The organism is Peristeroidobacter soli (assembly GCF_004138485.1).
In the GTDB taxonomy this organism is placed as follows: domain Bacteria; phylum Pseudomonadota; class Gammaproteobacteria; order Steroidobacterales; family Steroidobacteraceae; genus Steroidobacter; species Steroidobacter soli.
Genome location: NZ_RYEV01000005.1, coordinates 496,292 through 508,055, shown reverse-complemented (window position 1 = coordinate 508,055; position 11,764 = coordinate 496,292). Strand labels below are relative to the sequence as shown.

9 protein-coding genes and 1 pseudogene are annotated in these 11,764 nt (G+C 63.5%); 6 read left to right on the top strand and 4 right to left on the bottom strand.

Annotated elements, in window-relative coordinates; translation table 11 throughout:
* Positions 1–29: 29 nt before the first annotated feature.
* The 6 genes from EKO19_RS23785 (at position 30) to EKO19_RS23760 (ending at position 5,466) form a co-directional block, all read left to right on the top strand.
* Complete coding sequence (locus EKO19_RS23785) at positions 30–1,316, top strand: amidohydrolase family protein (protein WP_129779227.1); 1,287 nt, start codon at positions 30–32, stop codon at positions 1,314–1,316.
* Positions 1,313–2,023 (top strand): bifunctional 2-polyprenyl-6-hydroxyphenol methylase/3-demethylubiquinol 3-O-methyltransferase UbiG, encoded by a 711-nt coding sequence (gene ubiG, locus EKO19_RS23780; RefSeq protein ID WP_129779225.1) that lies wholly within the window; start codon positions 1,313–1,315, stop codon positions 2,021–2,023. Before EKO19_RS23785 ends, ubiG begins: the two co-directional genes overlap by 4 nt.
* A complete protein-coding gene (rmuC, locus tag EKO19_RS23775; protein WP_217705543.1) occupies positions 2,016–3,332 on the top strand; it encodes a DNA recombination protein RmuC in 1,317 nt (438 codons plus the stop codon). Before ubiG ends, rmuC begins: the two co-directional genes overlap by 8 nt.
* A gap of 4 nt (positions 3,333–3,336) precedes the next feature.
* Positions 3,337–4,170 carry a squalene/phytoene synthase family protein gene (locus EKO19_RS23770; protein WP_129779223.1) on the top strand — a complete coding sequence of 278 codons (834 nt, stop codon included), beginning with the start codon at positions 3,337–3,339 and terminating at the stop codon, positions 4,168–4,170.
* A 37-nt stretch (positions 4,171–4,207) separates the two neighbouring features.
* Entirely contained in the window at positions 4,208–4,957 is a 750-nt protein-coding gene (locus tag EKO19_RS23765) for a YciK family oxidoreductase (protein ID WP_129779221.1), read from the top strand.
* Between the two features lie 89 nt (positions 4,958–5,046).
* Complete coding sequence (locus EKO19_RS23760) at positions 5,047–5,466, top strand: VOC family protein (protein WP_129779219.1); 420 nt, start codon at positions 5,047–5,049, stop codon at positions 5,464–5,466.
* A 31-nt stretch (positions 5,467–5,497) separates the two neighbouring features.
* Here the strand turns inward: EKO19_RS23760 and EKO19_RS23755 are convergent, their stop codons facing one another.
* From EKO19_RS23755 to EKO19_RS23740, 4 genes and pseudogenes are all read right to left on the bottom strand, one after another.
* On the bottom strand, positions 5,498–6,340 hold the full coding sequence (locus EKO19_RS23755; protein ID WP_129779217.1) for a S4 domain-containing protein: 843 nt from the start codon (positions 6,338–6,340) through the stop codon (positions 5,498–5,500).
* Positions 6,341–6,375: 35 nt separating this feature from the next.
* On the bottom strand, positions 6,376–7,617 hold the full coding sequence (gene scpB / locus EKO19_RS23750; protein ID WP_129779215.1) for an SMC-Scp complex subunit ScpB: 1,242 nt from the start codon (positions 7,615–7,617) through the stop codon (positions 6,376–6,378).
* 1,955 nt (positions 7,618–9,572) lie between these two features.
* Positions 9,573–10,334, bottom strand: a pseudogene (locus EKO19_RS39995) (segregation and condensation protein A); the annotation flags it as partial.
* Positions 10,335–10,429: 95 nt separating this feature from the next.
* Entirely contained in the window at positions 10,430–11,647 is a 1,218-nt protein-coding gene (locus EKO19_RS23740) for a tryptophan--tRNA ligase (protein ID WP_129779213.1), read from the bottom strand.
* Between the last annotated feature and the right edge of the window lie 117 nt (positions 11,648–11,764).

The window sequence follows — 11,764 nt, the reverse complement described above, 5'->3', positions numbered from 1 at the left end:
GTACTTCTCACAGCTATACTCCGGCGCCCATGGAACCTATCGACACGCTGCTCTCGGCCCGCTGGATCATTCCGATCGAACCGGCGGGCGTGGTGCTGGAAGCACATTCGCTGGCGATTCACCAGGGCCGCATCCTGGCGGTGTTGCCCACGGCCGAGGCGAAACAGCGTTTTTCCGCGCAGGAAGAGCTCGACCGGCCGGCGCACGTGCTGTTGCCGGGGCTGGTGAACGCGCATACGCATGCCGCCAGCAGCCTGTTGCACGGAGCAGTCGCCAGCAGCTCGTTCGAGCATTGGGCGCACACCATCCGGCAGCTTCAACGGCGCTGGGTCGATGCTGAATACGTCCGCGACGGTACCGAGCTTGCGATCGCCGCCGCGCTATCGAGCGGCACGACATGTTTTGCCGACCAGCATCTTTTTCCAGAAGTGGTCGCGCAGACCGCCGCCGAAGCGCGCATGCGTGTCTGCGTCGGCCTACCCGTACAGGACACGCCGTCGGTCTGGGCCGGTTCGGCCAGCGAGTGTCTGGATAAAGGCTTCAAATTGCGGGACGAATACCGCGACGATCCTTTGATCACGACCGCGCTCGCGCCGGTGGAACCCGCAGCACTCAGCGACGACACGCTGGAACGCCTGCGGCGCCTCGCCGACGAGCTGGAATTACCCATCTACATGCACGTCAACGAGAGCCGAGGCAGCGCGCCGTCGCTCGAACGGCTCGAACAGCTGGGGCTGCTGTCCCCACTGCTCGCCGCGGTTCACATGGTCAAACTGGATTCCGCCGACGTCGAACGCGTCGCCGCCGCGGGCGCCAGTGTCGTCCATTGCCCGCAATCCAACCTCAAGCTCGGCAGCGGCCTGTGCCCCGTGCCCCTATTCAAGGATCGTGCGGTGAACGTGGCGTTGGGCAGCGGCGGTGTCGGCAATCACGATCTGCTCGCCGAGCTGCGCACCGCCGCCCTCATCGCCAATGGCATGTTCCCCGCGGCGACCCCGGTCGATGCGCATGACTGGCTCCAAACGGCGACGCTGAACGGTGCACGCGCGCTCGGCCTGGCCGAGTCCATCGGCTCGCTGCTGCCGAGGAAATGGGCCGATGTGTGTTGTATCGACTTGGGCCAGCCCAATACTCAGCCCACCTACGATCCGGCCGCGCAGATTGTATATGCCGCGTCGCGCGAGCAAGTCAGCGATGTCTGGGTCGCCGGCCGCACGCTGGTGCGCGATCGCCAGCTGACGCATATCGACACCGCGGCTCTGTTGAATCGCGCCGAGCTCTGGCGCGTTCGTATCGCGGCTCAGGTGACAGAATGAACGCAACTGCTTCCAATCACGACCCGGCCGAAATCGCCCGCTTCGACGACATCGCCCAGCGCTGGTGGGATCCGAAGGGCGAATTTCGTCCGCTGCACGTTTTGAATCCGGTGCGGCTCGACTACGTCGATGAGGGCGCCTCGTTGCGGGGCAAGCGCGTGCTCGATGTGGGCTGCGGCGGCGGCATTCTCAGCGAAGCGATGGCCAAGCGCGGCGCTCGAGTCACGGGCATCGACCTCGCGCCTCAGACCATCGAAGTCGCCGGGCTGCATGCGCTCGAAAGCCAGCTCACGATTCGTTACATGCGCGAGTCGGCCGAGACCCACGCGGCTCATTCGCCGGGCGCCTACGACATCGTCACCTGCATGGAAATGCTCGAACACGTGCCCGAGCCGGAAAGCGTGCTGCGCGCTCTGCACGATCTGGTGAAGCCCGGCGGTGACATCTTCGTCTCGACGTTGAATCGCAATCTCAAGGCTTATCTATTGGCGGTGGTCGGCGCGGAGTACGTGCTCAACCTGCTGCCGCGTGGCACTCATAGTTATGAGCGCTTCATCAAGCCTTCCGAGATGAGCCGCTGGGCCCGCAGCACCGGTCTCAATGTCGTGGACATCGCGGGCCTCGCGTATGACCCGCTCCAACACACCGCCCGTCGCACCGGCGACGTGAGCGTGAACTACATGATGCACTTGAAAAGAGATGCCTGAATTGGTCGGTACTTCGATTGGGTTGATGGTTCTGGCCGCGCTGGTGGGTGCGCTCGTCGGCGCGCTCGTCGCGAGTCTGCGTGCGCGTCAGCGTTCTGAGGGGCTGCACGTCGAGCTCGCGGTGCTGAAAGCTCAGGTCAAGGGCGAAGAGCAGCTCGAACGCGAGCGCCAGGCCGCGCTCGAACGTTCGATGGAAAAGATGAAGTCGCAGTTCGACACGCTGGCCGGCTCGTCCCTGCGTACCAACAGCGAGCTGTTCCTGCAACTCGCGCGCGAGCACCTGACTCAGCATCAGCAATACGCGGTCTCGGCACTCACCGAACGTGAGAAAGCCATCGAGACCATGCTCGCGCCGATTCGCGAGGCGCTGGGCAAGACCGAGCAGCAGATCGTGCGCATCGAAAAAGAGCGCGCCGAAACTTTCGGCAGCCTGAAGACCTCGCTCGAAACCGTCGCGCTCGGCCAGCAAGCGCTGCAAAAGGAAACCCGCACGCTGGTCAACGCGCTGCGCCGGCCCGAAGTGCGCGGCCAGTGGGGCGAAATGACGCTGCGTCGCCTGGCCGAGCTGGCCGGCATGGTCGAGCACTGCGACTTCAAGGAACAGGTGCACGTACGCATCGAGGACGGCAACCTGCGTCCCGACATGATCGTCCACATGCCCGACGGCCGCGATCTGGTCGTGGACGTGAAGACGCCGCTCGATGCCTATCTCGAAGCCGTCGATGCCGCCACCGACGAAGCGCGCGCAGTGGCGATGCGCCGTCACGCCAACGCCATCGCCGAGCGCGTCAAGCAACTCGGCGCGAAGAGCTACTGGGCGCAGTTCGAACGCAGCCCCGACTTCGTGATTCTGTTCATCCCGGGCGATCAGTTCCTGTCCGCCGCGCTCGCCGAGCAACCGAACCTGCTGGAAGACGCGATTCGTCAGGACGTGATCATCGCGACCCCATCGAGCTTCGTCGCGCTGCTGAAAGCAGTCGCCTATGGCTGGCGGCAGATGTCGCTCGCTCAGAATGCCGAGACCATTCGCACGCTCGCCGAAGATCTCTACAAGCGTCTGGCGGTGTTCACGACACATCTGGGCAAGCTGGGCCGCAACCTGAGTAGCAGCGTCGATCATTTCAACGCCGCGGTCGGTTCGCTCGAACGCCAGGTGCTGCCCGGCGCACGCAAGTTCACCGAGCTGGGGGTGCGCCCGGATCGCGAGCTGGAAACGCTGGAGCCCATCGACAAGATGACGCGCGAGCCGGCGGAGAAAGACCAGCTGCCGCTGCCCGGGACCAACGACAAGGCAGCGCAGTCCAAGTAGCGCCATGTCGATCCTGGAGAACGAACTGGTCAATCGCACGGCCCCACCGGGCTCGATGCGCTATTTCTCGCTGCTGTACTCGCCCGAAGACAAGCGCGACGCCGTCCTCGCCCTCTACGTCATCGACACCGAAATTCGCGAATCCGCCAAGAGCGCCAGTCATGACGTCGCTCATACGCGGCTGACCTGGTGGCGCGCCGAGACTGATCGGCTGGTCAACGGCAATCCACAGCATCCGGCGACGCGGGTGCTCAACGAACACGCGTCCGGCGATCGTGCCATTTTCAGCAAGTTGCACGAAGTGCTGGCGGCGGCGGACATGGATCTCGCCCGCATGACCTTCTCGAATCAGCAGGAGCTGCGTGCGTATTGCTCTCGTAGCGGTGGCGCGATTCAGGAGTTGATCGCTGCCCTGCTCGCCCAACCGGGCGCGCTCGATGAAACAACGCGAGCGGCGGCCAACAAACTCGGCGTCGGCATTCGCATGGCGGAGATCGTTCGGGATCTGCGTCAGGATGCGTACGACGGCAATGTTTATTTGCCGCTCGACCTGCTCGACCGGCAGGAATTGAAAACGGATCATCTGCGCGCCCGCGAAGTCGATCCGAAGCTCAAGACCGCATTGAGCTCCATCCGTGACAGTGCCGCCGCCGAACTGGAGCTGCCTCCTCGGGGCCGACAGACGGAGAGTCTGCGTCCTGCGTTCGTGCTGGCGGCATTGCACCGCAAATTGCTCGATCACATCGCGGCCCGCCACTACGATGTCGCCTCCCAGCGCATCGAGCTCGGCCCGCTGCAAAAACCGTGGACTGCGTGGCGCGCCGCGCGTCGTGCTTGATCCGCCCGTCCGACGAAGCATATGGCTGGCAAAGAATATGACTGACCCGCGTACCTACCAACCCTCCAAAGACGCGCTCAAAGATCGCGTCATCCTCATCACCGGCGCGAGCGACGGCATCGGTAAAGCGGTGGCGATTGCGGCCGCGACCCACGGCGCGCAGGTCGTGCTGCATGGTCGAAACGTTCGCAAGCTCGAAGCGGTTTACGATGAGATCGTGAAGGGCGGCCATCCGCGGCCATCCATTCTGCCGCTGGATTTCGAGAAAGCCGGCCCGGATGAGTACGAGAAGCTGGTCACCGCGCTCGATCAGGAATTCGGCCGACTCGACGGCCTGCTGCACAACGCCTCGATGCTGGGCGAACGCGCGCCGATCGAACATCACGACGTGGCGAAATGGCTGCGCACCATGCACGTGAACGTCAATGCGCCCTTCATTCTCACGCGCACCTGTCTGCCGCTGCTGAAGAAGTCGCCCGATCCAGTGATCTTGTTCACCTCCAGCGGCGTCGTCTCCAATCCGCGTCCGTTCTGGGGCTCGTATCTGGTGTCCAAGTGGGCCAGCGACGGTCTGATGAGCATGCTGGCGCAGGAACTGGAGAAGCAGCCGGCGATGCGCGTGAACAGCATCAACCCGGGCGCGGTGAAGACGAACATGCGATTGCAGGCCTACCCCGCCGAGGATCGCAGCAAGCTGCGCGAAGCTCACACCATCGTGGCGGCGTATCTTTACTTGCTCGGGCCCGATAGCCGCGGCGTCCAGGGCCAGACCCTCAACGCCCAGTAGCCGACTTTTTTGCCCGCCTGTGTCGGGAACCGGTCGGCGGCGGCGTCCTTGCCTCGAACGACCGGTTCCACTCGCAACAGGAGCAGAAAATGAGCGCGGCGCAGAGCGAAACTCCCTACCCGAATCCCGAAGTCAAAGGCGGCCTGGTCGCCTATCTGTGCGTGGATGGCGCCAGCAAGGCGTCCGACTTCTACGTGAAGGCATTCGACGCCAGGGAAGTGTTTCGTTATCCGGTGGATGACAAGGGCCGCACCATGCACATCCATCTTTACGTCAATGGCTCGTCGCTGATGCTGGCCGACGGCTATCCCGAGCACGGCCACCCCTGCGAGCAGCCGCAGGGTTTCAACCTGACGCTGCAGGTGAAGAACATCGACCAGTGGTGGCAGCGCGCGGTAGATGCCGGCGCGGAGATCGTGCTGCCGCTGCAGGATATGTTCTGGGGCGCCCGCTACGGCCAGTTGAAAGACCCGTTCGGCGTGCTGTGGTCGATGAACGAGCCGAAGTAACGATTGTTACTTTCGATTGTTACTTCCGAGGTCAGCGCCGCTTCGGCTTCTTGCGTCGATCAGGCGCGGGCCGGCGGCGCGGACGGGCCGGCGCTTCCGGCTTGGGCGGCGGCGTCGGCAATGTGAGCTCGACGCTCGCATACAACTCAGCGACCTCGCTGTCCGACAGCTCACGATGCTTACCGCGAGGCAGATCTCGCGGCAGCTCGAACTCGCCGAACTGCACTTGAATCACGCGGCTGACTTTCAACCCGCGACTTTCAAACAATGCCCGCACGGCGGCGCGACGATGCGCACGATGCGATTCCACGCGGAACCATCGATTCGTGCCCTCGCCGCCGGCCGGCTCGATGTTTTCGAACTCGATGGTCTCGTCGTCGTATTGAACGACGCGAGGAATGGAGTCGACGTCGTATTCGGGAAACGGCACGAGCACGCGTGCAACGTACGCTGCCGGCGTCGTTTCAGCGCGGCGGCGAAGCGCGTCGGCCAGGCGACCATCGCTCGTCAGTAACAACAATCCGCTGTCGCCCGCTTGCATGGTGTTCACGACCAGCCAGCGCGAGCCGCGCAACGACGGCAGCGATTCCATGACGGATTTACCCGCCACCTCGCCGCTTTCATCTTCCGCGGTGGGCGTGATCGGCTGGCCTTGCGGCTTGTGATACAGGATCACTTTCGGCGCCGCGAAGACGCTCAGCCGCGATGTGACATCTTTGCCATCGATGCTGACCCGATCGCCCGCGTTGTAACGGTCGCCGGGCTGCGCCGGCTGATTGTTCAGACGGACACGGCCTTCCAGCATCCACTTCTCGATCTCGCGACGCGAGCCGAGGCCGTGCTGGGCCAGGAGTTTATGCAGACGTTCGGACATGATTCGGGCACCGCGGGTGCAGCGGTGCCGGTGGGTTAGCCTTCGCTCGGTGGCTCGCTGACGCGAGTGTGCTCTTCATCGTGGTCCGATGCGACCATCGGCGATGAGGTACCGGACTCGTCGTCGCCCTCATCGGCGTCGGCGGACAATTCATCGTCGGCGTCGTTCGATTCGTCGCTGTCACCAGCGTCGGCCGACAGCTTGTCCTCGCTCTCGTCGTCGTCCTCATCGAAGTCGTCGTCATCGTCTTCGTCGTCATCGAAGTCGGCGTCGTCGTCTTCGTCTTCGTCTTCGGCGTCGTCATCATCGTCATCATCGCCGAAGTCGTCGTCTTCTTCTTCCTCTTCCTCTTCCTCTTCCTCTTCGTCCTCTTCCTCTTCGTCCTCTTCCTCTTCGTCCTCGTCCTCGTCCTCGTCGTCTTCGTCCTCTTCCTCTTCGGCGTCGGCGTCGGCGTCAGTGTCTTCGGCGTCTTCGTCGTCGGCATCACGGCCGCTGTCGTCGGCTTTGGCGACCGTCTCGCCGTCGATGCCGGCTTCCGCGTCAGCCTCTGCTCCTGCTTCGACGGCGGCGGCGGCGCCTTCCGCGCTCGCCACAATTTCACCACCGGACTCGATAGCGGCCTCGCCGCTCGCCGCAGCTTCTTCTGTCGTCGCCGCGCCCTCTTCGGTGCTCGCCGCAACTTCACCTTCAGCCGACCCTTCGATGGGCTGAGGCTGATCGGCCTGCAGCTCGAGTTGCACACCGATGGTCTCGATGTCCTTCAGCTCGGCGAGCGTCGGCAGCTGATCCAGGCTCTTCAGACCGAAGTAATCCAGGAACTCACGCGTCGTGCCGAGCAGTTCCGGACGGCCCGGGACTTCGCGGTGACCGACGGTGCGAATCCAGCCGCGCTCTTGGAGCGTGCGCATGATGGTCGAGCTGATCGACACGCCGCGGATCTCTTCGATCTCGCTGCGGGTGATGGGCTGGCGATAGGCGATGAGCGCCAATGTTTCCAGAAACGCACGCGAATACTTCGCCGGACGTTCCGACCACAGACGCGATACGACTTCGGCGGCCTTCGGCCGCACCTGGATGCGCCAGCCGCTCGCGACTTCGACCAGCTCGATGCCACGGTTCTCGTAGTCGGCGATCAGCATGCCGATGGCGGTGGTGAAGAATTCGGGCGTGGGGCGCTCGCGCTCTTCGAAGAGATCCATCAGCTGCTGCGTGGTGATCGGCTTGCCCGCCGCCAGCAGCGTCGCTTCGATGATGTGCTTGAGATCGTGTTCGTTCATCTCGTTGGTTCCGCGTCCGTATTGTCAGCCTCGTCGGAGGCTCCGGTCACGCTGTCGCCTGCATTAGACAGATCAGGCCCGGACAGGTCGGCAGTCTGCTCGGTGGTCGCTTCGTCATGCCCGGCCGCATCGGCCGTAACCGGCGCCGGCGCATCCTCGATCACCACGTTGGTCGTTTCTTCAGCCGGTACTTGCCCGGCGGCGACTTCGATCGTTTCATCAGCCGGCGCATCCTCGACGGCCGCAGCGACTTCAACTGCTTCGACCGCTGGCGCTGCCTCGGTCATGACGACATCCGTCGTCTCGACCGGCTGCGAATGCTCGTCCACGACTTCCTCTTCCACGACTTCGGCCGTCGTGAAGTCGGAAGATGCGACGACTTCGTCGGTGATCTCCACCGGCTCGGCTCGAGACACAACCTCGTCGACGACGTCAGCTGTCTCGACCTCATCGACCACTCCGCCGAGCACCTCAGCGGTCTCGACCTGGTCGACAACTCCGTCGACGCCGTCAGCTGCCTCGACCTCATCGACCACTCCGTCGACGGCTTCAGCTGCCTCGACCTCATCGACCACTTCGTCGAGCACCTCAGCGGTCTCGACCTGGTCGACAACTCCGTCGACGCCGTCAGCTGCCTCGACCTGGTCGACAACAACCTCGGCTTCCGACCGGGCGACGGACTCATCGACGAACGCGGCTGCATCCGTCTGCGACGTGTTCTCTTCGATCACCACCGGCGTGGGCACGACGTGCTCTTCGACCACGTGCTCGGGAACGATGTGTTCCTCGACTTCGTGCTCCTCGACGACGTGTTCTTCAACCGTGCGCTCGTCGCCGGGAACGACGTCAACACTCTCGATCGCCGCGACGGCCTCGTTCGGCTCGACCGCTTCGGTCATCTCGGTCAGCCCGATGACCTCGGTCGACTCGACCGCTTCGGTCGTCTCAGTCAGCCCGACAACCTCGTTCGGCTCGACGGCTTCAGTGGTCTCGGTCAGCCCGACGACCTCGGTCACGTCGACCGCTTCGGTCGTCTCAGCCAGCCCAGCTGCCTCGTTCGGCTCGACCGCTTCGGTCGTCTCCACCGGCTCCGGCGTGTAAATCGACACCAGCGCCTCAACCGATTCAGGCGCGTCGGCGACCGTGCCTTCGATGAGGCCGGCCTGTGTCAACTCGCCCTCCGCGAGGACATCCATCACCGGCGACACGCTGAGCTCAGCGACCTGCTCGACGGCCTGCGCCGTCAGCGGATCTGTTTCGTCGGCGAGGGCGGAATCCACGGCGCCAAAATCATGCGGCACGTCTTCGAGGGTGACCTCGTCATAAACGTGCGAGTTCACCGACAACTCATCGGTCACGACCTGAAGCGTGGCCGGCTCAATCAGCAATCCTTCAATCGCGATATCGGCGCCGGCCGACTCAATCAGCAACGAGCCGTCCGTCGCAACATCGACGGCCCCCGGCTCAGCCGGCAACGAATCTTCTGCCGCGAGATCGGCGGCGGCCGCTTCGATCACCGCTGCATCGATCGCGACCTCTCGACCCTCGGAGGACTCGAGCGCCGCCTCATCGATCACCACCGGCGATCCAGCAGCAACCTCTTCGGCCACCGCGGCGGCAACGGCCGCCTCATCAGTCGCAGCGACTTCGGCGACGGTCTCCACCGCATTCTCGGTCGACGCAATCGCCTCCGACACCGCGGCTTCAACAAAGCCCGCATCGACAATCGTGTTATCCGACTCGATGCTGTCGACCGCAATCGAAGACGCCGCAGCCACATCGGCAACAGCTTCCTGCACGGCGATGGCAGCGTCATCGGCCGGCGGCGTGTCGTCGTCATCTGGAATATCGTTCTCACCCGCCAGCTCCGGCTGCGCGAGCGCCGCGGCGTTCTCCGCGTCGGCCGTCTCCGAAGCCGCGACGCCACCCTGAACGACTTTCAGGTGCCGCTGCGCGGTGCGTACGTGGATGGGGGCGTAAGCCTCAGCTTGCACGATTTCGATCAAGCCTTCCTTCATCAATTCCAGAATGGCGATGAACGTCACAGTGACGCCCATGCGCCCTTCTTCGGGCTTGAACAATTGGCGGAACTCGAAGAACGCGACCGTCTGCAAGCGCGCCAGAATCTCCGTCATGCGCTCACGCTGCGACAAGCGCTCGCGCGAGATGTGGTGATGCGCGAACTTCTCGGCGCGGGACAACACGTCGCGAAATGCGTCGAGCATTTCCTTCAGCGTCACGTCCGGCAGCAGCTTGACGACCTGGCGCTCTTCCAGCTCGGCGGACGCGAGCACGTTGTCGCGCTCCAGCCGATTCAGCTTGTCGAGATCCTCCGCCGCTTTCTTGAAGCGCTCGTACTCTTGCAGACGACGCACCAGCTCGGCGCGCGGATCGTCTTCATCCGTGCCCTCAGCCGACGGCGGCCGCGGCAACAGCATGCGCGACTTGATCTCCGCGAGCATCGCGGCCATCAGCAAATATTCGCCGGCGAGCTCCAGCTGCAACTCCGCCATCACCTCGATGTACTTCATGTACTGACGAGTGATCTCGGCGATCGGAATGTTCAGGATGTCGAGGTTCTGCTTGCGGATCAGATACAGCAGCAGATCGAGCGGACCTTCGAACGCGGTCAGGAACACCTGCAACGCATCCGGCGGAATATACAAATCCCGCGGCAGCTGCGTCATCGGCTCGCCTTCGACGACGGCGAACGGCATCTCGCTCTGCTGGGGCGGCAATTCGGCGCTCAGGTCCTCGTCCTGCAGCTGCGAGCCGGTGTCTTCCACCAGCTTCAGTTCGGGCTTGGCCTTGCTCACCGGTAGTTCATCCCCATCGCCTGGTGCACCTCATCGAGTGTCTGGCGGGCCACGTCGCGCGCCTTCTCGTTGCCCTCGGCGATGATGCCTCGGACCAGGTCGCGATTCTCTTCGAATTCCTTGGCACGTGCCTGCATGCCGCGCAGCTCGGTCACGATTGCATCGATGACCGGCTTCTTGCAATCCAGACAACCGATGCCGGCGGAGCGACAGCCCTGCGCGGCCCACGCCTGCGTCTCGGTCGACGAATAGATCTTGTGCAGATCGAACACCGGGCACTTGTCCGGATCGCCCGGATCGGTGCGACGCTGCCGCGCCGGGTCGGTCATCATGCCCTTCAGCTTCTTCGCGACCTGATCGGGATCCTCGCGCAGGCCGATGGTGTTGCCGTAGGACTTGGACATCTTGCGACCGTCGAGGCCGGGCACCTTCGGCGTCGCCGTCAGCAGCACTTCGGGCTCGACCAGATAGCTGCGGCCCGTGCCTTCCAGATAGCCGATGAGGCGCTCGCGATCGGCCAGGGTCAGCCGCGCCGTGCCTTCCAGCAGCGAGTGCGCCTTGGCGATGGCTTCCTGATCGCCCTTCTCCTGATAAAGACGCCGCAACTCGTTGTATCGAGTGCCGTTGCGACTGCCCAATGCCTTGAGTGCCTTATCCACCTTGGCCTCGAAGTCGGGCTCGCGGCCATAGACATGATTGAAGCGACGCGCCACTTCGCGCGTGATCTCCACGTGCGCGATCTGGTCCTCGCCAACCGGTACGAAGGCGGTCTTGTACAACAGGATGTCGGCCGACTGCAGCAACGGATAACCGAGAAAGCCGTAGGTCGCGAGATCCTTGTCCTTGAGCTGCTCCTGCTGATCCTTGTAGGTCGGCACGCGCTCCAGCCAGCCGAGCGGCGTGATCATCGACAGCAACAGATGCAGCTCGGAGTGCTCGGGCACGCGCGACTGAATGAAGATGGTCGAGGACGCCGGGTTCAGACCGGCGGCCAGCCAGTCGATCACCACGTTCCAGACATTGCTCTCGAGTTGCGAAGTGTCCTCGTAACCGGTCGTCAGCGCATGAATGTCCGCGACGAAGAAGTAGCACTCGTACTGGTACTGCAGCTCCACCCAGTTCTTGAGCGCGCCGTGATAGTTACCAAGATGGAGTGCACCTGTCGGGCGCATGCCGGACAGGACGCGTCGGTTGGTAGCGGGAGTCGAGCTCAATGCCTATCCTTACGACCTAAAAATCAAGGCGTTAGCGAATCTTGTTAATTCGGGAAATCAGCAGCTTGTGAAGCTGGCGGCATTATACGCAGCTTGACAGCCACTCTTGATAGCTGC